This is a genomic window from Bacillus sp. FSL M8-0266, assembly GCF_038613425.1.
In the GTDB taxonomy this organism is placed as follows: Bacteria; Bacillota; Bacilli; order Bacillales; family Bacillaceae; genus Bacillus; species Bacillus pumilus.
The window spans coordinates 670731-693470 of sequence record NZ_CP152015.1; the positions used below are offsets into that span (position 1 = coordinate 670731).

11 protein-coding genes are annotated in these 22740 nt (G+C 42.2%); all 11 read left to right on the forward strand.

The annotated features are described in order from the left end of the window. Positions 1-28 precede the first annotated feature (28 nt). On the forward strand, positions 29-1189 hold the full coding sequence (locus MKY83_RS03340; protein WP_223252862.1) for a CamS family sex pheromone protein: 1161 nt from the start codon (positions 29-31) through the stop codon (positions 1187-1189). A gap of 133 nt (positions 1190-1322) precedes the next feature. After that, positions 1323-2522, forward strand: a complete 1200-nt coding sequence (locus MKY83_RS03345; protein ID WP_044141542.1) for an MFS transporter — start codon at positions 1323-1325, stop codon at positions 2520-2522. A gap of 91 nt (positions 2523-2613) precedes the next feature. Next, on the forward strand, positions 2614-7083 hold the full coding sequence (locus MKY83_RS03350; protein ID WP_342488157.1) for an amino acid adenylation domain-containing protein: 4470 nt from the start codon (positions 2614-2616) through the stop codon (positions 7081-7083). Then, positions 7080-8621 (forward strand): serine hydrolase domain-containing protein, encoded by a 1542-nt coding sequence (locus MKY83_RS03355; protein ID WP_217012796.1) that lies wholly within the window; start codon positions 7080-7082, stop codon positions 8619-8621. The genes MKY83_RS03350 and MKY83_RS03355 overlap by 4 nt, the downstream gene beginning before the upstream one ends. Continuing rightward, entirely contained in the window at positions 8584-9564 is a 981-nt protein-coding gene (locus MKY83_RS03360; protein ID WP_278178123.1) for a C39 family peptidase, read from the forward strand. The genes MKY83_RS03355 and MKY83_RS03360 overlap by 38 nt, the downstream gene beginning before the upstream one ends. Then, positions 9561-10271 carry an alpha/beta fold hydrolase gene (locus tag MKY83_RS03365; protein ID WP_050945731.1) on the forward strand — a complete coding sequence of 237 codons (711 nt, stop codon included), beginning with the start codon at positions 9561-9563 and terminating at the stop codon, positions 10269-10271. The genes MKY83_RS03360 and MKY83_RS03365 overlap by 4 nt, the downstream gene beginning before the upstream one ends. Next, positions 10268-11125: a 3-hydroxyacyl-CoA dehydrogenase family protein gene (locus MKY83_RS03370; RefSeq protein WP_111912170.1), complete on the forward strand. Its 858-nt coding sequence runs from the start codon at positions 10268-10270 to the stop codon at positions 11123-11125. The genes MKY83_RS03365 and MKY83_RS03370 overlap by 4 nt, the downstream gene beginning before the upstream one ends. Before the next feature lie 14 nt (positions 11126-11139). Beyond that, positions 11140-12195 (forward strand): HAD-IIIC family phosphatase, encoded by a 1056-nt coding sequence (locus MKY83_RS03375; protein ID WP_126741174.1) that lies wholly within the window; start codon positions 11140-11142, stop codon positions 12193-12195. A 27-nt stretch (positions 12196-12222) separates the two neighbouring features. Next, positions 12223-12495, forward strand: a complete 273-nt coding sequence (locus tag MKY83_RS03380) for an acyl carrier protein (protein ID WP_340909297.1) — start codon at positions 12223-12225, stop codon at positions 12493-12495. Further along, positions 12479-13624, forward strand: a complete 1146-nt coding sequence (locus MKY83_RS03385; RefSeq protein WP_340909299.1) for an acyl-CoA dehydrogenase family protein — start codon at positions 12479-12481, stop codon at positions 13622-13624. Before MKY83_RS03380 ends, MKY83_RS03385 begins: the two co-directional genes overlap by 17 nt. A gap of 19 nt (positions 13625-13643) precedes the next feature. Further along, complete coding sequence (locus tag MKY83_RS03390; RefSeq protein WP_342488158.1) at positions 13644-22733, forward strand: amino acid adenylation domain-containing protein; 9090 nt, start codon at positions 13644-13646, stop codon at positions 22731-22733. The last annotated feature ends 7 nt before the right edge of the window (positions 22734-22740 follow it).

The window sequence follows — 22740 nt, forward strand, 5'->3', positions numbered from 1 at the left end:
ATTGAAAAAGTTGTTATTGCTGCTGACAATGCTCACACTGGTATTGTCAGCGTGTGCACCTTTTGGGGGAAAGGAAGAGGAAGAGGTCACACAAAAAACGGATGAAACGAAGGAAACAGCCATCATCCCGATGTACAATATCTCTGACTCCTATTACAAAATGGTGCTGCCGTTTAAACAAGGGGCTGCGAGAGGATTAACAGCAGAGCGTCTCAACACACGCTTGGACATCGATGAATTTGAAACAGGACTCATGCGTCTCGCAACAGAGTCATTTAATACAAACGACTACCTTTTCCAAGAAGGACAGCATTTAGATGAGGACACCGTTCTAGGCTGGCTGGCGCGCAAAAAAACAGGCAGTGATCTGAAAAAGGCAGAAAAAGAAGATAAAGACTTTAAGAATCTAGGCTTAAATCCTGCTCTTCCGAACTCAGGTTCAACAAAGTCTAAAAATGAAAATAGTCCAATTTACTTAGCTTCGATGCTAGAGCATAATTACTTAATTCGAAAAGATAAAAACAGCTTACAGCTTGGCGGAGTTGTCATTGGTCTTGCGCTGAACTCTGTTTATTATTACCGTGAAAATATCGGTGACCCGCAGCAAGAAGTGACGATCGATTCTTCGAAAAATTCAAAGAAACTTTTGACAGAAGGCGAAAAAATTGCTGAACAAGTGATCAAACGAATTCGTCAAATGGATGGGCTGCAAAAAGTGCCTGTCATGATTGCCCTTTATAAGCAAGCACCAAAATCATCTATCGTTCCAGGAAACTTTATCGCCAAAACGGATGTGAAAGCAGGCTCAGCTGATATCGGCAATTGGGATACGATCAAAGAGGAGAATGTCTTCTTCCCTTCAGATAATGCGAAAGGAAACTACAAAGATGATTCCGAGCGATTTGACCGCTTCAAAACAAAAGTCGAAGACTACTTCCCGAATTATACTGGTGTCGTAGGAAAAGGGTTTTACAAAGACGGCAACCTGCAAAAAATGAAAGTCGAAATTCCAATGCAGTTCTACGGAAAAACGGAAGTCGTAGCCTTCACGCAATATTTAACAGGTGAAGTCATGGATTACTATAAGAGTACCAATATCGAAATTAACATCACATCTTCAGATCAGCAAGAAGCCTTGATCACGAAAAATGCTGAAGACAAAGAACCAACCATCCATATATATGACTAAATAAAAACCGCCTTTTGGCGGTTTTTTAAATTAGTCATAATGTATCAAATTATGAAAATATTGCTATAAAAAGTAGAAGTGTAGAAAATAATGTATTATTATGGGTGATAATGAAGAGAAAATGGAGATCACTATGAAAAATAAATCATTTTACTTTTTATTAGGGGGACAATCCCTAGCTAATTTTGGGGATTCGCTATATGTCCTCGTTTTGACCATCCTGACATATCAATTAACAAATTCTACACTGATTGCTTCAATGGTGGCTGTCTCACAGTTTGTTGGACAAGCACTTGGAGCGGTACTCATTCCTTTCTTTATGTATCAATTTAAGCTGAAAAGACTCATTATCTATTTACAAATGTGTCAAATTGCTTTCTTCGGTTGCTTAATTTTCATTTATATTCTACAACTATCAACTTTTACTATTCCTCTCTTTTTTATCATTGTATTTTTCCTTTCTTTGATAGATGGAGGAACCATTCCAGTTCGAAATTCGATGATCCCACGTCTAGTAGAAAAGAACTTTTTACTAAAAGCAAATAGCTATATCTTAACTTCTGATCAAATGGTCCTTTTACTAGGCTGGCTTTTAGGAGGGCTGTTTATTGGCATTCTTGGACCACAGTTTCTCCTATTGACGACACTTGTTTTATACAGTTTGTCGCTCATATCTATGCTCTTTATCATTGATACGGGGGCTGCAGCCAAACAAGAGCAACAGTCTGACTCATTTGCTACAAGGGTCTTTTCAGGGTGGAAGCTCATGTATGAAAAGCCAACTATTCGAACATTAACGATTTTAGAAATGCTATCCATGAGCGGTAGAAGTATTTGGACTGGTGCCATTATCCTTGTGTATGTCACAGAAGTCTTACATCAGCCTGAAACATGGTGGGGCTTTATTAACGCAAGCTATTTTGGCGGAACCATTCTAGGCGGCCTGCTTGTGTTGCGGTTCGCAAAGCATGTGGAACAGCGTTTGTTCGATCACATTTTTTACAGTTCGGTGATCGTTGCTGTGCTAACCCTTTGCTTAGGATTGAATCATTCTGCATGGATGAGTTTGTTGTTTGTCTTTTTATTAGGGCCAGCCTTTCAGCTTCGCAGTATTTCCATTCGAACCTATGTACAAGATACATTGAGTGAAATTGAATTGCCCAAAATACTATCAGCTCAACATACACTATCAACTTTTATATACGGAATGTCCATCCTCGTTATGAGCACCATGACCGATCTCTTTGGGGCAAGAGTCGTCTTTTTTATAAACGTTGCCCTGTTTACTGTGTCGGCTTTCCTAGCGTCTAGATTAAAAAATGAACAAATTTAGACATTTTATCTCAATTATTTACAAAAATACCATTATATGATTTAATATGTTGGTAGAAATGTTAACTATATGAAAAGTAGAGGTGGCGTAATTGACTAATAGTTTAGCATATTGGCCATTAACACATCCGCAGCGACGCGTGATGAACATGGAAACATTTTATCCAGGAACACCGATCAATCATATTGGCGGTATCATTTTCGTCAATGGGCCATTGCAGCTCGATAAACTGAAGCAGGCCATTGCATCTTGTATCATGATGACAGAATCTCTTCGTCTCAAGCTAGTAGAGAAAGATGGTGAAACGCTTCAATACGTTGATCCAAACGCCGATAGCCCTATTCCTACCTATGAGTTTTCCACACATGAAGACATGCTAGAATGGGCCGAAAAAGCCTTCAAAACACCATTTCAATTAACAGAAACCTCTCTCGCCGAATTTGCTGTACTAAAAATCAGTGAACAACAATCTGGTTATTTCATCAAATGCCATCATACAGTAGCAGATGGATGGTCGATGAAAGTAATCATCGATAAAATTAGCCAGCTTTACACTGCTCTTACCCAAAGCTCCTCTATCGAACAAGAAGCAGACAATCATTCTGTATTTATTGATAAAGAATCAAAATATATGAACTCCCCAAGATTTAAAAAAGATCAGCAATTTTGGAAAGAAGCATTATCTGATGTGTCCGATAGTTATTTGGTACAAGGAACTGACCAAATCAAAGGCCATCGGCAAAGCCATTACCTTGATCGACAACTCTCAGAACGAATCTATGAATTTATAGATGTCCATCATTGTTCAATCAACTCTTTATTTACTTTAGGACTCTTCGTCTACTTGCATAAAAGATACCAGCAAAAAGATTTTATTATTGGGACGCCAGTTCTCAATCGTTCCGGACAAAAGGAAAAAGCCACGTCCGGTATGACCGTGAGTACAATGCCATATCGAATGAAGATCGATCCTCATCTATCTTTGTTAGAAAGTTTAACAGACGTTCAAAAAAGCTATAAGGCTTACTTCCTGCATCAGCGATATCCCTATGATGCACTTGTCAAAGATTTAGAGCTTGCAAAAGCAGGGTATGATCAGCTTTTTCAAATCTATATCAACTCCTACAGCACCAATATGGTGCAGGAGATGGAAGGATACAAAGTTGAATACATAGAGCTTTACAATGGCTTCCAGCCATATGGCTTACAAGTTGCTGTGAAAGAATGGGATGAAAAAGGGCAAATCGAGCTTCAATATGACTACAAGATCTCAGATTACAGCAATGAAGATATCGACTTTCTACACGAAAGAATGCTTCTCTTTGTCGAAACGATACTCGCTCAGCCAAAGCAGCTGTTAAAAGACGTACTTCTCATGACAGAAGTCGAGAAACATCGAGAGCTATATCAATGGAACGACACAAGCGTGCTGTTTCCACAGAAACAAAAAATCCATGAATTGATTACAGACATGTCAACGTCTTCTCCTGATCGAATTGCACTTCAGGACGGATCTCATAGCATGACATACGGTGAACTTGAGAGAAAAACCAATCAAATGGCGCATTTTCTACAAACACATGGCTTACAAAGACATGACTTTGTTGCCGTATGTATGAATCATTCACCAGAACTGATTGTGCTGCTGCTGGGGATTTTAAAGGCTGGAGGCGCATATGTGCCGATTGATCCTGAGTATCCAGAGGAACGTATTCAGTTTATTTTGGATGACAGCCAGGCAAAGCTGTTTTTCACAGATGACGCATCTGCATACCATTTTAATGGCGATACGTACAATATCTACAACGTGTGGGATCAGTTGGCTCAGTATAATGCGGAACATCCATTCATTGGGAATGCTGAAGACGTCGCATATATGATTTATACGTCTGGCTCTACAGGACAGCCAAAGGGAGTCATGATTGAGCACCGAAGCTTAGTGAACTATATCATGTCTGCCAAAACACACTATACTGATTCATCAGATGATCATTTTGCCTTGTATTCATCCATTGCGTTTGATTTAACCGTGACATCTATTTATACGCCATTGGTCATTGGCAGTACCGTGATGATCTATCGTCAAGAGGATCAGCCAGGCTTTTTATTAGAACATATTTTGTTTGATCAAAAAGCAAAAGTCATCAAGCTGACACCAGCTCATATGGCACTGTTAACAGATGCTGCACTTTCTCAATCAGTTGTGAAACGGATGATTGTGGGCGGAGAACAATTATCGACCGCTTTGGCCAAAAGAATCACAGAGGCAAGTGATGGAAGGATATCCATCTTTAATGAATATGGACCAACTGAAGCAACCGTTGGCTGTATGATTCATCAATTCCATCAAGATGATGGGGGGACATCTGTGTCAATTGGTGTACCAATGCCAAATACAGAGATTTACCTTTTAGATGAGAATCAGCAAGCCGTGCTGCCTGGGACAGTAGGAGAAATCTATATTTCAGGTGCAGGTGTTGGCAGAGGGTATTGGCAAAGACCTGATTTGCAGGAATCACGCTTTCTGCCCAATCCATTTGTAAATGGTCGCCGCATGTATCGAACAGGTGATATCGCCAAACGAGCAAATGATGGAAAGATTGATTACATTGGCAGAATTGATCATCAAATCAAGCTGCGAGGCTACCGGATTGAGCTCGGTGAAATTGAACTTGCACTGATGGCACTTGAAGAAGTTGATAAAGCAGCGGTTATTGATCTAACCGATGAATCTGGAGAAAAACAGCTGGCTGCCTATATTGAATTAAAAGAAAAACAGATGACGTCCTTTTTACTTAGAAAGAAATTATCAGATCAGCTTCCAGCTTATATGGTACCTGCCTATTTTGTTGTACTAGATGAGCTCCCGCTTACCCAAAACGGAAAAATCAATCGGACAGCACTGCCTGATCCAATGCTGTCCCAAGTGGAAACAGCCGTTGAATGGTCCAAGGAAACAGCGGACATTGAAGAGATCTTAGTAGATACAGCAAAAGACATTTTAGGACATGAAACAATCGAACCGGCTGATCATTTTTATCAGCTTGGCGGAGATTCCATTAAGGCGATTCAATTTATTGCGAAATTAAAAGACAAAGGACTCTATTTAAAAACCAAGGATCTTTTTACTTACCCCATTTTTAGAGAAATGGCACAAGTCGTTCAGCAGGAACCTGTCATACATATCTCACAAGAGCAAGCTGTGGGTGATGTGAAATCGATTCCAATTATCGAATGGTTCTGGTCCCAGCGGTTAAAAGATGAACATTTCTGGCATCAATCCATCATTGTTCATTCAAAGAAAAAGATGGATGAAACCATCGTGCAGGATGCTCTCAAAGAGCTCGTCATTCACCACGATGGACTAAGGTTAAAAGTACATGAGGCAACAAACACACTCTATTATGATGTAGACATTCAAGATATTCCGCTGATGGTACACGATTTCACGACATTGTCAGAAGAGAACGTGGAAGAAGCGCTACAAGAAGTAGGATATCAGGTCAAGCAAAGGACTCATCTTTATCAAGGACCATTGATTCAGGCAGCACTTTGTCAAACTGATTCTCAATCACATCTCATCTTTGCCGCCCATCATCTAATAGCTGATGGTATGTCTTGGCAAATTCTTGTGGAGGACTTGATTCAATTATTGCATGCAGAGAAGGTTACAGCAGAAGTGCTTCCGTCTAAAACCCATTCCTATCAAACATTTGCCGAGCGGGTGAATCAGTATGCAGTATCAGAGGGTGTAAAAGAGTCGCTCAGCTATTGGCAAAAAGCGGTGCAGGATATTCAGCCTCTGTATCCAGTTTCTTCAAATGAGGGGTATGTCAGAGACGAAATCAAATTAACCAAGGCATTATCAGTGGAACTCACGAATCAATTGCTCAATCAAGCGAATCAAGCGTATCAAACGCAGCCGCATGAACTGTTAATTTCAGCCTTGTCGCAAGCCTGTTATGAGCAAACGAATCAAGAGCGGATTTCTTTGGAATTAGAAGGTCATGGCAGGGATGCAGTAGAGGATGATATCGATGTATCTAGAACGTTTGGTTGGTTCACCACCATGTATCCTGTGAATGTTCATGTGTCTGAATCTCTTTCAGATCACATACGAGCTGTCAAAGAAACGATACGTGAAGTACCCAATAAAGGTGCAGACTATGGGCTGCTGTCACTCATCAATAAGCAGCTTTCTCCTCACTCAGCACCGCAATTACGCTTTAACTATCTAGGTGAAATTGATCAAGTGCTGAAACAATCATCTAATTATGAGATGTCTTACTTTACATCGGGGATGGATTCGTCATTGGATAATCCATTAACAACCGTCATCGATATGGTCGCTACCATCAAGGGCGGTCAACTGATTTTCCATCTTTCTTTCAGTGAAAAACAGCTGTGTGAAACAGACATGACGCAGCTATTACAAGCGGTAGAACAGCAAATTGAGCGTCTTGTACAGCATTGCTTAGAGAAGGAAGGAATCGAATTTACACCGTCTGATTTTGAAACAGTGGATATGTCTCTTGAAGAAATGGATTCATTATTTACATGAGGAAAAATCAGTATGTTATCTACATTTCATTTTTATTAGCAGTCTTATGGATAAGCAGCTTTGCCGGGGGGACACATGCCAAAGCAGTGATTTCATCTAAAGCTATTGATCAAGTGATAGAGGAGCAGATGGAGCTTGGGCGCATTCCAGGCATGTCTGCTGTGGTTGTGAAAAAAGACGAAGTCGTGTACCAAAAAGGCTTTGGTTATGCGGATCGAAAGAAAAAGAAGCAAGTGACAGACAGCACTTTCTTTGAAATTGGATCTACATCAAAGGCGTTTACCGCTCTTGCGATTGTGGAGTTAGAGAAGCAAGGAAAACTTCATTTAAAAGATCCGGTGAGCAGCTATATTCCAGGTTTTTTTCCAACATACAATGGAAAGCCTCAGCGTTTAACTGTGGAGCAATTAATGCATCACACAAGCGGCATTCCCTTTCAATCCATTGCGCTTATCCAGCCTGATACTGCAAAGGATGCGTTGAAAAAAACAGTTGATCAGCTGAAATCAATCGAGCTTAATCGTAAGCCAGGCAGCTCCTTTGAATATGCGACCATCAACTATGATGTCCTTGGTCTCATCATTGAAAATGTAACAGGAACATCGTATGAGGCTTATATGAAGGAACTGTTTAAAAGGCATCATCTTGACCAAACAGAGGCTGGGCTAAAACGGATGACATCCGGTGCTGTCTCAGAAGGGTTTAAACTGCAATTCCTTGCTCCGCATGCTTATGAAGCACCAGAATATCGAGGCAATACGCCTGCAGGCTATATTGTGATGAATAGTCAGGATGTGGGGACTTGGCTGCAATATCAATTGACCGATTCAACTTGGTCTCGCTTTGTAAAAAATCCTGATCACTTAACTGTGAATGTCCCAGAAGAAGGGAAGCATGTCTATTACAATGCCGGCTGGTATATAGAAAAGGCGCATGAGCAGGTAGACTCGCTTTTTCATGCAGGCTCTAACCCAAACTATTCATCATTTTTTCTGATCCAGCCAAAAGAAGAGATTGCGATCGGAGTGTTAGCGAATATGAATAGCAGCTACACAGAGCAAACGGCACGTCTTATTGCCAAAACGATCACGGGTGCAAATGAAGAAGCAGAGTCATCAATGGATCCTTTTCAGCTCATCGATCAATTGAGTCTTGGGGCCACATGTCTTTTCATATTGCTGCAAATAGTGTCTATCGTTCGTTTTATCAAGTGGAAAAAGCGTGTAAAAAACGGCGCTTTCGTTCGCAGGGACATGTCACTTGGCATCTGGCTGAAAAGTAGCGGCTGGGTGCTGCTGCTAATTGGGATATTGATCCTGCCAATCATTGTTGCGCAGCTAGCCTTTAATGGGCTGCCTTGGAAAATGACTTTTGTATGGGGACCTTCCTCTCTCATTGAATTAGCGATTTCTTATTATTTGTTTTTCATTTGGTTTTGTACGATTGGTTTCATCAAAGGATTTATGGTGACATCTCCTGCTGGAAAGAGAGGAAAAAAAGATGACCGTCAAACAGATTTCGGGCATTCATCCTTATAATGATTTGTTTTATCGTAGCTGTTTTTTCAATTGCTTTTTTCCAATTGTGAAGCTGCATGATCAAGAAGTTTCTCCATACTTATTAAATGATCAATTTGCCTACGGGCTTACAGAGAATGGCTTGCTACAGATTGACTGGATGTCGGCACACGATCCAGAAAAGATTATGAATTTACAAGGCATTCAAGTGGAAAAAATGACGTATTGTCCCAACCTCATTGAAAAGGTCAAACAAGATGTGAGGCGTGACCGCCCGGTAATTGTATGGGTAGACCCCTACGTTCAGCGAGGCAGAAAAGAGTATTTGACAACCCATAGCCGTCATTCCATTTTAATGACTGGATTCGATGAAAATCAGCAAATCTTTCAAGTATTAGAGAATCGGCATTTAGATAATTTGTCTTATGAGCATCAAGTGCTGTCATTTAAAGATGTACAGAAAGGATATGACACCTTTCATGATCATTTTCAGCCGAATGATCAATTTCATTCCTATGCGGCCTTCTACTTTGATCCAGACAAACTCTCGACTGAGTTATTTGATCAAAAAACGACTTATTTCCTGAGAAATATGCATGGTCAGATTGACGTAATAGAAAAAGGAATCACAGCTCTTGAAACATTTTATGAGCAGTTTTCGCAATGGGATGATATCGAGAAGCTAGTGGCGTCGTTCAATCAGATCATCAATACGAAGAAAATAGAGCTGTATCGGCTGAATCTCATCAAAGGCGATCTACCTGAGCTGGTGGGATGGATGGAACGTATTTTAGCAGAATGGGAGAAAGCAAGGCATCAGGCAGCAAAACTCCTTTTTTCAGGTGAGATGTCTAGTAGGTACCAAGCTAATATCACAGCCTCTTTAGAACAAATCATCCATGATGAAAAACATTGGCTGGAAGTGTTGGAAATCAAATGCAAAAGGGAGTGTGGCGTGTCGTGAAGTTATTTTGTTTACCGTACGCAGGTGGAGCCAGTACCGTATTCAGTACGTGGAAATCTTATATAGACCGGTCGATAGAAATTCATGCCCTTGAACTCCCTGGGCACGGGACAAGAATGACAGAGCCTGTACTAACCGATTTACAGCAGGTCGCAGATGATCTTTATGTACAGGCGTCCTCCTCCTTAAAAGAAGGAGAGCCCTATGCCATTTTCGGTCATAGTATGGGAGCCGTCCTTGCATATGAATTACAAAAAAGAATGAAAACAAGGTTAAACAGAGAGCCTGTCCATGTCTTTTATTCTGGGCGCTTTCCACCACATATTCCAGAAAAGAAAGTCTATCATCAGCTGTCAGATTCCAAATTAAAAGAAGCGATCATTGCGATGGGAGGCGTTCCTGAGGAACTTGCTGATAACCATGCAGTGCTTGATTTCTTTCTGCCGATTTTAAGAGCAGACTTTCAGCTTTTGGAGACCTATTTGTGTGATGAAGTCGTTCCAGCTGCTTGTCCAATTTCTATTTTTTATGGTACACGTGATTTGCCTTCTGTGCTGTTCGATTTAGACGATTGGGATCAATATACAAGCGAAGATTGTGCGTTTTTCGAATTCGATGGAGATCACTTTTTTATTCATTCATTCACAAATGAAGTTGTAGAAAAAATCAATGTCATTTTAAAGCGAATTGGAGTGTTGGAGAAATGAACACGAAGCACGTAGGCGTGATTGGGGCAGGTGTCATGGGGGCTGATATGGCATTAGACCTTTCAGCAAATGGCTATCAAGTCACATTAGTTGATGTCACAGAAGAAAAGTTAAACGAAGCGCTGGAAAAAATTAAGAAGACCTATCAATTGGTTCAATTTGTGAGAAAGAAGAAAATCTCATTGTCTTTAGAAGATGTATTGTCTCAAATCCAACTGTCAACTTCACTTGAAGGATTACATGACGCGCATATCGTCATTGAAAATGTGACGGAAGATTGGGAGATTAAAAAACCTATTTATGAAGAGCTACGAGGTATTTGTGCGAAAGAAACCATCTATTTTGTAAACACAAGCTGTATCTCCATCACAAAGGTAGGGTCCCTTATGCATCACCCTGAGAATGTCATTGGGGCGCACTTTATGAACCCTGTTCCTCTCAAAGCGTTAGTTGAAGTCATTAGAGGAAAAGCAACTTCTGATGACACAGTGGAAACGGCAAAAGATTTCTTGAAATCGTTTGATAAAACACCAGTTGTGGTGCATGATTTTCCGGGATTTGTTTCCAACCGTGTGCTGATGCTGACAATCAATGAAGCGATTTGGGCGGTGCAAGATCAAGTCGCCACGCCAGCGGATGTCGATAAAATTTTCCGCGGAGGTTTCGGTCATAAAATGGGACCACTTGCGACGGGAGACTTAATTGGGCTTGATACGATCTTGAATTCATTGCTTGTTTTATACGAGAGCTACAAAGATCCGAAGTTCCGTCCATGTCCTCTGCTAGTCAAAATGGTTGATGCAGGCGAGTACGGCAAAAAATCAGGCAAGGGCTTTTTCCAATATGACATGTGAGAGGAGAATAACCAATGGCTAAGCAAATCAAGTGTGTTGTCTGGGATTTAGATCATACATTATGGGATGGAATTTTACTTGAGTCAGATGAAGTGACGTTAAAACCATCGATGAAGGAAGTACTAACAGAGTTAGATGAGCGCGGCATCCTTCTTTCTATAGCAAGCCGGAATGATGAAACAGCTGTGAAGGAAAAGCTTTCTGCCTTCGGAATCGAACATTTCTTTCTCTATCCAGAGATTCATTGGAATGCCAAATCTAGTTCATTAGAGAGAATCAGTCAGCGCTTAAATATTCATAAAGATACCATTCTCTTTATTGATGATCAGCCGTTTGAACGAGAAGAAGTGAAGGCTGTTCATCCAGAGATTACGTGCTGGGATGCAGTGGATTATCTGTCATTACTCACTGATGATCGCCTGCGTCCAGTCTTTATCACAGAAGATGCTAGACGACGCAGAAGAATGTACTTAGAAGCGGACAAAAGGCAGCAGGAAGAAGAGAAATATGAAGGGCCGCCTGAGAAATTCTTGGCGTCTTTACATATGAAATTCGTGATATCAGAAGCAGGAGAACAAGACCTCCAGCGCGCTGAAGAATTGACTGTCCGTACCAATCAATTAAATGCGAGCGGGAAAACCTACGATTATGAAGAGCTTGATTTCTTCCGTCAATCAGATTCTCACTTACTGCTTGTCTGTGAACTTGAAGATAAATTCGGTTCATATGGAAAAATTGGACTCTCATTAATAGAAGAAAAAGGTGACACATGGCATGTCAAACTGCTGCTGATGTCTTGCCGCGTCATGTCTCGTGGTGTCGGGACCATCTTACTTACAACGATTTTGCAAGAAGCGAAAAAGCGAGGAAAGCGGCTTGTCGCTGACTTTAAACAAACCGACCGAAACCGCATGATGTACATCACATATAAGTTTGCCAATTTCAAAGAAATCGAGAAGGGGGAGAACGGCTATATCTTGTTTGAGAATGATTTAAGCATGATTCAGCCTTTCCCAGAATACGTAGATGTCAATATTGAATTAAATCAGAAAGACCCGGCCAAACAATAAAAAAGCGAAAAGCGAGGAGATTAAATCATGAACCTACACGAACAAGTAAGAGCCTATATCGAGCAAAACCTAGTGGTATTTGATGAGGAAATTGAGCTTGGAAATGATGATCATATTTTTGAACAAGGCTTTGTGAATTCTCTATTTGCGATGAAACTAGTGAACTATATCGAACATGACTTTCAATTCCAATTAGATAACGAAGACCTCGACATTGCTCATTTTAGTACCGTCAATCGCATTGTCGCCTTAATTGAGAGAAAACAACAGGGGGCGGCTCTTCATGAAAACAACAGCTGAACAAACGATCAATGCCATTGAAGAAATACGGCAGTATTGCGATGAACATATCCGTCCGTTTGCCAATGAATTCGATGAGACGGAACATTTGCCAGAGTCGCTGATTCGAGATATGGCGAAACGAGGCTACTTGGCAGCAGGTATCCCGTCTTCCTATCAAGGGCTGGGGCTTGATCCAATCGCATATGGACAGTTTACGGAACAAGTGGGAAAAGCTTGCTGTAATGTCCGGACATTATTGACAGTGAATTCACTTGTAGGAGAAGCCATTCTTCGTTATGGAACAGAAGATCAAAAACAAGGCTGGCTCGTTGAATTAGCTAAAGGAGAAAAAATCGGTGCCTTTGCTTTGTCAGAGCCGAATATTGGTTCAGATGCCAATCATGTTGAAACAAGCTATCAAAAGGAAGGACAATCCTATGTATTAAATGGGAAGAAAAAGTGGATTTCCTTTGGAGCGATTGCCGATTTCTTTATTGTGATTGCAAGAGACGGTGAACAAGTCACGGCATTCCTTGTCGATCGAGATCAGCCGGGTGTAGAGATTGAGAGAATTACAGGAATGATGGCCAACCGAGCGTCATATTTAGCGGAAATCACCCTCGATCATGTCCAGGTGCATGAAGACTGTGTCTTAGGACCAGTTGGGGGCGGATTTAACCATGTGGTGTCACTCGCATTAGACCATGGAAGATACAGTGTCGCTTGGGCAGGGCTTGCCATTGCACAAGAAGCCGTTGATTCTCTTGTTACGTATTCACGTAAAAGAACACAATTTAATGAGAAATTGTACAAGCATCAAATGATCAAAGGCATGATCGGAGATGCGGTGACCCAGCTCCATGCAGCGAGAGCCTTATGCCTAAAGGCTGGGGAAATGAGAGAAGCGAATCATCCTGATGCAATCACAGAAACATCCATTGCAAAATATTTCACCTCTAAAATCGCTGTTGACATTACAAATACAAATGTCCAAATTCATGGCGGAAGTGGATTTAGCCGGGAAAACTCAGCTTCAAGACTATATCGTGAAGCGAAGGTGCTTGAAATTATTGAAGGAACTTCGCAAATTCAGCAACAGGTTATTGCTAACTATGGTTTACGCCATTATTTCGTGAAACATTCTTAGAGAGAAAGGAGATGATCCCATGGCTTTACAGCCGCAGAAGCTGGATAAACAGAACATTGAAAATATGTTAGCTATCACTACGATCCAAGAGGGACTGCTGTTTCATCATTTAATGGAACCGAACGGAACAGCTTATTTTGAACAACTGCTGATCGAAATAGACGGACCGATAGATCGAGACATTTTTGAACAATCATGGACGAATGTCACCAAACAGCATGAAATGCTTAGAACATTGTTCAGATGGCAGGAACTCGCAAGACCAGTACAAATTGTGCTGAAGGAGCATCAGCCAGACATTCGATACCGTGATTTGACAAAAGCGAAGGAGCCTCTTCATGTGCTGAAAGAGGAGGTGACGGCTCAGAACCGAGAAGAACGCTTTGATCTGCAGGAAGTCCCATTTCGTCTGACGTTATGTGAAGTGAATGATGAAGTCAGCTGGGTTCTCATTAGCTTCCATCATATTTTATTAGACGGATGGAGCCTTGGGATTGTATTAAGCGATTGGATGAGTGCATATGAGCGCTTATCGAATGGGGACAAACCTCTTTTGGAACAAAGACCGTCCTACCAATCCTTTGTCAAATGGCAGCAGAAAAACCTTCAACAGACAGAAGCACAAGCCGCCTATTGGAAAAATGTTTTCAACGGTTGGAGTTATGCAGAACTGCTTCCGAAGTCAAGCGGCGCACATGAAAATTCAGAAGTGTTTCATCAATATGAACATCAAGTGGATACTTCCATTGCGGAGAGCTTGAGCAAATTCACGAATCAATATGACGTGACGCTGGCATCTGTGATGTATACGCTGTGGGGAGTTTTGCTATCTAAGTATGCGAACCAAGATGATATTGTCTTTGGGACAACAGTCTCAGGGAGAAATGCGGATGTCCCTCATATTGAAAAGATGACTGGATTGTTCATTAACACATTACCGATGCGGGTCTCATTCGAACAAGAGCGGCCAATTCTTGAACAGATGCAGGAAGTGAGCCGTGAGATCGCTGTAAGAAATGAATATGAACATACCCCGCTATCTGACTTAAAGAAATATGCAGGAATGACTGCAGAGCAATCATTATTTGATTCAATCGTCGTCATTGAAAACTATCCACTAGATCAAATGCTCACGAAAAACGATCAGCCAATTCGTATTCGTGGATTTGAGATGACTGAGCAGACAGAATTCGATCTCACGCTTAGTGTTCAGGCGTTTGATGATCAGCTGCACTTTTCATTGGTGTATAACCCCGTCAGCTTTTCAGCTGAACAAATCGAAAAGTGGTGTCAGCATTTTCTTCATCTCCTGTCTGATGCATGTGCACATCCGCACAAACCTGCTGCTCAACTACAGCTGCTATCAGAAAAAGAGAAAGAAAAGCAGTTAGCGGTCTTCAAGCAATATGGCGGAGCAACATCTAGCAATGAGCCAACCGTGATTGACCTATTTGAAGAACAAGTAGAGCGAACGCCAGCGGCAGCCGCAGTTGAGTTTGGCGATACGACGGTTACATATGAACAACTCAATAAGAGAGTGAACCAGCTCGCACATTATTTACAAAACAAAGGGGTCAAACAGGAGCAGCGTGTCGGCATTTTAGCAGAGCATTCCATTGAAATGGTGATAGCATGCTTAGCGATCTTAAAAGCTGGCGGTGCTTACGTGCCGATTGATCCTGAATATCCGCAGGAACGAATAGAATATCTATTAGAAGACAGCGGAGTAGAATGGCTCTTAACCCATCCAATGAAAGGGCTCACCTATGCCTATCATGGAGAAAAAATTGATATCACACAGCCGGATCTATACACCGGACCATCAGACAACTTGGCAGAAGCCATCACCTCAGACCAAACAGCCTACTGCATTTATACATCAGGTACGACAGGAAGACCTAAAGGTGTACTCATTCAACATCTTGGCTTAGCCAACTATATTGATTGGGCAAAGCAAGTATATGTTCGAGGAGAAACAAGGCATTTTGCTATGTATACTTCACTGTCCTTTGACCTGACGGTTACTTCTATTTTCACGCCGCTCATTTCAGGAAATACCATCATGATTTATCACCATGAAAACCGGCAGCTGCTTGTCGAAGACATCATAAAAGACAATCGCGTACATGTGATGAAACTGACACCATCTCATTTACAGTTTATTAAGCATTTGTCTTTCCCAGACAGCCAAATGAAATGTTTCATTTTAGGCGGAGAACAGCTGGAAACATCTTTAGCGAAATCCATTCAGCAGTCCTTCCCGCAGCCAATTGAAATTGTGAATGAATATGGACCAACTGAAACGGTCGTTGGCTGCATGATTCATCGATATGACCAGGACCTTGATCAAGACGTGTATGTACCGATTGGAAAGCCTGCACAGCATACAGATATTCTTCTGTTTGACAGACATATGAATCTCATGCCGGAAGGAGCCGTCGGTGAATTATATATTGGCGGAAAAGGTGTCGCAAAAGGCTATTTGAATCGCCCAGAACTGACCGAAGAAAGGTTTGTCGACCATCCTTTCCAGCCGGGTGAAAAAATTTATAAAACAGGTGATGCAGCCCGCATTCTCCCTAATGGGCTCATTCAATTTTTAGGTCGAAATGATGATCAAGTGAAGCTGAGAGGCTACCGGATTGAAACTGGTGAGATTGAATTTTGGTTGAATGAACAGCCAGGAATAAAAGCAGCAGCTGTTGTTGTAAAGCCAGATGTTTCTGGTACACCATGTTTGGCCGCATATGTTGTCACGACAGCCATACTTGATCAAGAGGCAATAAAACAAGCGTTGGCTGATCAACTGCCGGATTATATGATCCCAACTCACTTTGTTCAATTGGACGATATGCCGCTGACTGCCAATGGCAAACTAGATAAACGAGCTTTACCTGCTTTGAAACAGGCGCAGCAAACGAAAAAACAGGCGGGCTCGGACCATCTTTCTGATACGGAGAAAGTCATTCAAGACATTTGGAAAAAGGTCCTCGGCTTAGAAGAGGTAAGTGTCCATGACAAATTCTTTGATATTGGCGGGCATTCACTCAATTTGATCCACGTCAATCAACAGCTCGCTAAGCAATTGAATCAAAGCATTCCAATGGTCGAAATGTTCCGCCGTCCAACGATTAGAGAGCTTGCCGCATATTTAAGCGGCGATTCAGAGCAGGCAGCGGCAGGCGCGCAGCCTGTGAAACAAAAGACAAGAAAAGCCAATGAGCCGATTGCCATTATTGGAATGGCTGGTAAATTCCCAGGTGCGAAAAATGTTGAGGCATTTTGGCGAAATTTGAAGAATGGAGAAGAATCAATTTCCTTCTTTTCCGATGAAGAACTGCTTGAAGCTGGTATTGACCGTCAAACCTTCGAGCGATCTGATTATGTGAGGGCAAAGGGTGTCATTGATGGACCTGATTTATTTGATGCATCCTTCTTCGGTTATTCGCCAGGTCAGGCAGAAATGATGGATCCTCAAATACGCCTCCTGCATGAGTACGCCTATAAGGCGCTGGAAGATGCGGGGTATGTGCAAGAAGATTATACGGGGAAGGTCGGTTTGTTTACTGGGTCCACTTCAAACTTCCAATGGATTCAGCGTTTTGCCGCTTCCCTTGATAGCAGCATGTCAGAGCTGTTTGAAGTGGGTTCACTCAATGATACGTATACCGTCAGTACAAGAATTGCCCATAAATTGAATTTGAAAGGACCGGCGCTTACGCTGCAAACCGCTTGTTCAACTTCTTTGGTCGCCTTGCATTTGGCCTGTCAATCCATTGCAAATGGTGATTCAGATGTAGCTCTTGCGGGAGGTGTGTCGATCCTGCACCCAGTGAAATCAGGCTACGTTTATCAACAGAACATGGTGAAATCAAGCGATGGCCATTGCCGCGCCTTTGACGATCAAGCGGATGGAACTGTTGGCGGAGATGGTGTTGGTCTTGTTGCTTTAAAAGCACTTAGTGAAGCCATAGAAGATGGTGACCATATTTATGCGGTTATTAAGGGCTCTGCCATCAACAATGATGGTGATCAAAAGGTTGGTTTCAATGCTCCGAGCGTCGAAGGACAGACACGTGTCATTCAGGATGCCCTGCATCAAGCAGATGTTTCACCAGATACGATTGAATATGTGGAAACACATGGAACTGGCACATCACTTGGTGATCCGATTGAAATAGAGGCGCTCACAAAGGCTTTCGACACAGAGAAAAAACAATTTTGCCGCATTGGGTCTGTGAAAACAAATATTGGACATTTAGATGCAGCGGCAGGAGCAGCTGGCTTGATCAAAGCTGTGCTTTCGCTTCAGCATCACACATTTGTACCTAGTCTTCACTTCAAAAAAGCCAATGAAAACATTGCATTTGAGCACAGTCCTTTCTTTGTAAACACTGAGCTGATCGACTGGAAGCAGCCAGCTTCCCATTTGCGGCGGGCTGGGGTGAGCTCATTTGGAATGGGTGGAACGAATGCACATGTCATTTTAGAAGAAGCACCACAAAGAGATCGTCAGCAAATGCCTCGTTCTGCTGAGCTGCTTGTTCTTTCAGCAAAGAGCAAAACGAGCTTGGAACGAATGAAAGACAAACTCGCAAGCCAAATAGAAAACACGCCTTCTATCAATTTGGCAGACGCAGCTTATACGCTGCAAATAGGAAGACAATCCTTTGGTTTCCGTCAGGCATTTGTTGCGGCAAACAGAGAAGATGCTCTAAGAGTATTAACAGAAAAGCAAGGCAAGGGCATTGGAAAGCTCATGCATTCGCATGTGGAGAAGCAAAAGATTATTTTTATGTTTTCTGGACAAGGCAATCAATATCTCAATATGGGATTAGATTTGTACCGGGAAGAGCCTTACTTTAAGAAGCAAATGGATGCTTGTTTTCAAGCATATGAAGAAGCAACGGGACGAAGTCTTGCCCGTATTCTGTACCCATTAGCGGCTGAAACAGAAAAGGCACGTGAACAATTGGCAAGTACTCAATATGCACAGCCAGCCATTTTTGCCATTGAATATGCCTTATCCATGCTTTTCATTGAATGGGGCGTTCGTCCTGATGCAATGATCGGCTATAGCTTTGGCGAATTAACAGCAGCCGCCATATCAGGGCTATTTAGCTTAAAGGACGCAATGTCCATGGTCGCCTATCGTGCGAATGCGATGCAGTCGTCACCACCCGGCGTCATGATGAGTGTTCCATTACCTGAGGCAGAGCTCAAACCGATGCTTCCAAAAGATATTTCTCTCGCGGTTGTCAATGATTCATCATGTATCGTGTCAGGTCTAGAAGAGGCGATAAGTGAATTTGAACAAGAGCTGAAAAGCAACAGATTGATGTGTATGCGATTAGGAGGAACCATTGCCGCCCACTCACATGTCATGAAGGAGGCAGCGGAGCAATTCGGAGAAAAATTAACGCATATGAAAGCCAAGTCACTTCGTATTCCATTCATTTCGAATTTGTCAGGAGATTGGATGACAGATACGAGTGCGAAAGATATGTCTTATTGGAAAAGGCATATGACCGATACAGTTCGCTTTGCTGAAGGCATCACAAATCTTTTACAAGAGAACAATATTCAATTAATTGAGATTGGACCAGGACAAGATTTAAGCGTGATGGTCAACCGGTCGCTGAACGGTCTGAACCAGCATGTATGTCATGTGTTAAGACATGCAAAACAAGATGTGACGGATACTGAATTTTTACTTGGTCAAATGGGACGTCTATGGACAAACGGATTATCTATTGATTGGGACAGATTCCATCTAAACCGTCAGCCGCGGAAAATGCCGCTGCCAACGTATGCGTTTGATCAAACCTCCTATTGGTATGATGCAGCAGATCGTGTGAAACAAGAAAAACCAAAGCAGTCTGGACGAAAGCAGCAAATGGATGAATGGTTCTATACCCCTCATTGGGAAGCGGATCTTTTACCTTGCGTGCCATCAGAAGATACATCTGGCGGAGCCTTGCTTTTGTTTGCAGATCCATCTGCTTTTGGAGAGAAGATTGCGGCTGAGCTCATGACGAAACGGAACGAGTCCGTAGTGGTTCGTAAAGGAAATGAATTTACGAAGCATGACGAAAAAAGCTATACCATTCGGTCACATGAGCCATCTGATTATGAAAGGCTCATATCAAATCTGGCAGATGATGAAATCAACGTGTCAAAAGTTTGTCATCTATGGGGGCTTTCAGAACGACACTCATCTCACACGGAAGAAGAATGGGTGAAGCAAACGCAGCAAGATGCTTATTACTCCTTGCTTTATATCGGCCAGGCACTGAAAAAAAATGTGTTGGACCAAAAGGTGTCTATCACAGTTCTTTCCTCATTGACGTATGCCGTTGGCGGTGAGCCTGTACTTAATCCTGAAAAAGCGATCCATCTAGGACCTGCGATGGTGATTTCACAAGAAACACCGAACTTACGTTACCGCATTCTTGATATCGATCGCCCAGTGGAAAATGGGGTTCAAGAAAAGAGATTGCTAAAGCAAATAAGCGATGAGCTAGATCGAGCGTATGGACAGCTTCTCACGGTCTATCGACGAAATAAGCGATATGTGAAAAAGTATGCGAATAGTTCAGTTCCCGAAATGGGACATGCTCATTTGGCTAAAAAAGATGGTGTATACATTTTAATTGGCGGACTTGGATTTATTGGATTGAATATCGCCCAGACTTTGGCCGAGCAAACGAAGGGAACATTGATCTTAACGAGCAGGTCTGGACTCCCTGATAGAAGCAAGTGGCAAGAATGGCTGTCTACGCATGATGATCAGGATCCAACAAAGAAAAAAATCCAAAAGGTAATGGCACTGGAAGAGACAGGCGCAGATGTTCTCATTCGGAAAGTAGACGTTCGTCACAAGGAAGATATCCAGCAATTGATCAACACAGTGGATGCGTCATATGGGCAGATCGATGGCGTGATCTATGCAGCTGGAGTGACAGGCGACCAATCTTTCCAGGTGATGGAGCAAACAGATGTCACATTTTCAGAGCCGCATTTTGAAGCGAAGATGAATGGTGTGCTTCATCTTGATGCCGCCTTAGGAGATCGATCCCTTGATTTCTGTTTTGTCCTGTCATCTTTGTCACCGATCTTGGGCGGACTCGGTTTTACAGCCTATACAGCTGTGAATCATTTCATCGATGCGTATGTGTATGAACGCAATCTACGTTCAGAAACACAGTGGTCTGTCATTAGTTTTGACGGCTGGGAATTTGAGCAAGGGAAGCAGCTTGATCTTCCAATCGGAGATGATGTCACCGAGACGTTAATTACAGAAAAAGAAGGAAGAATGATCTTTGAACGATTGCTTTCGCTGGATCAAGTGGAACAAATGGTTATTTCGACAACATCTTTACATGATCGTATTCACCGATATGTAGACCGTTTATCCCTTGAGGAAGAGAGCGGCGGAGAGAATGAACAAGATGGAAACTTGTATTCTAGGCCAGCGCTTTCCACGAATTATGCGGCACCTGAAACGGAGCTGGAGAAGGCATTAAGTCAACATTGGCAAGCTTTCTTTAAGATTGATGAAATTGGCATAGATGATCATTTCTTTGAAATGGGTGGAGATTCTCTAAAGGCGATTACGTTCATTGGCATCATTCATCGTGCATTTAGTGTAGAGCTGACGCTGCCACAATTTTTCCAAATCCCTACGATACGATTAATGGCAGCATATATCGATCAAGCAGATACTGCTGCTTATCATGCGATTGAAAAAGCCGAAGTGAAGGAGCATTATCCTCTGTCGTCTGCGCAAAAACGGTTGTATCTCATGCAGCAAATGGATGTAAACAGCACAGGATACAACGAGTTTAAAGCGGGACGAATCAAAGGGAAACTCGATATTAGCAGGTTGGAATGGGCATTTCAGCAGCTTATTAAGAGACACGAAAGTTTGCGGACAGCGTTTGTACTAGAGAATGGCGTCCCTTATCAAAAGATTGAAGAAGAGGTACCATTTGCAGTCACATTATTTGACCTCACTAACGGATCGACACAAGGATCTGAGGAAGATCAAAAACAAGTGATTGAACAATTTTTGACTGCCTTTACGTTAAGTGAGGCTCCATTGATGAGAGTCGGCGTGATGAAGCTGGCAGAAGAGGAATTCGTACTTATGCTAGACATGCACCACATTATCTCAGACGGTCTTTCTCAAGATATTTTGGTCAATGACTTTATGCAGTTATATGACGGTAGGACGCTTGAGCCTCTCGCTCTGCAATATAAAGATTTTTCAGAATGGCAAAATGACTTGCTTGCGTCGGAAGCACTGAAAGAATCGAGTGATTACTGGAAAAACCGGTTAGAAAGTGCCCCGCTACTTGATCTGCCAACAGATTTCGATAGGCCGGAAGTGAGACAATTCCGCGGCGGACATTATACGTTCCGTATAGAAGAAGTGGAGCTGAACGCGTTTAAGCAGGTGATTTTAAAGGAAGACGCCACACTGTTTATGGGTTTGTTAAGTGTATATCAGATTTTGCTTCATAAATTAAGCGGACAATCAGATATCACGGTCGGGGTTCCGGTAGCAGGGAGAAAACAAGAGGAGCTGCAGCAAGTGATCGGTATTTTTGTCAATATGCTACCACTTCGTTTGTATCCTAAAGCAGAGCTGACGTACCAGCAATTCCTACAGGATGTGAAAGCACATGTCATCGATGATTTCGGACATCAAGACTATCAATATGAACAAATGGTTCAAGATCTCCAGTTAAGCCGGAGTGTCAGCCGGAATCTATTGTTTGATGCTGTGTTTGCCTTGCAAAATATGAATCAGCCAGAACTGAAGGTAGGCGGCTTAACCTTTAGTGATTATCCGTATGAGACAGGAACGTCACGCTTTGATTTACTCTGGATTGCGTATGAGCAGGAAGACGGTCTTTCTTCAACGATTGAATATAATACTGAGCTTTTCACAGAGGAAACCATCGAGCGGATTGCGGGCTTGCTGAAAGACATCATGAGGGCTGTTTCAGTAGATGCTGTAAGAATAGAGGAGATCGAACTGACTTCTTCATTCGAGCAATTAGATGACGTATCTCTTTTCGAATTAGATGACTTGAAAATATAAGTAAAGA

Excerpts from the sequence above, each read along its gene's own strand:
- MKY83_RS03340 (WP_223252862.1), top strand. The coding sequence starts at position 29 with ATGCTCACACTGGTATTGTCAGCGTGTGCACCTTTTGGGGGAAAGGAA.
- MKY83_RS03345 (WP_044141542.1), top strand. The coding sequence starts at position 1,323 with ATGAAAAATAAATCATTTTACTTTTTATTAGGGGGACAATCCCTAGCT.
- MKY83_RS03355 (WP_217012796.1), top strand. The coding sequence starts at position 7,080 with ATGAGGAAAAATCAGTATGTTATCTACATTTCATTTTTATTAGCAGTC.
- MKY83_RS03360 (WP_278178123.1), top strand. The coding sequence starts at position 8,584 with ATGACCGTCAAACAGATTTCGGGCATTCATCCTTATAATGATTTGTTT.
- MKY83_RS03370 (WP_111912170.1), top strand. The coding sequence starts at position 10,268 with ATGAACACGAAGCACGTAGGCGTGATTGGGGCAGGTGTCATGGGGGCT.
- MKY83_RS03375 (WP_126741174.1), top strand. The coding sequence starts at position 11,140 with ATGGCTAAGCAAATCAAGTGTGTTGTCTGGGATTTAGATCATACATTA.
- MKY83_RS03380 (WP_340909297.1), top strand. The coding sequence starts at position 12,223 with ATGAACCTACACGAACAAGTAAGAGCCTATATCGAGCAAAACCTAGTG.
- MKY83_RS03385 (WP_340909299.1), top strand. The coding sequence starts at position 12,479 with ATGAAAACAACAGCTGAACAAACGATCAATGCCATTGAAGAAATACGG.
- MKY83_RS03390 (WP_342488158.1), top strand. The coding sequence starts at position 13,644 with ATGGCTTTACAGCCGCAGAAGCTGGATAAACAGAACATTGAAAATATG.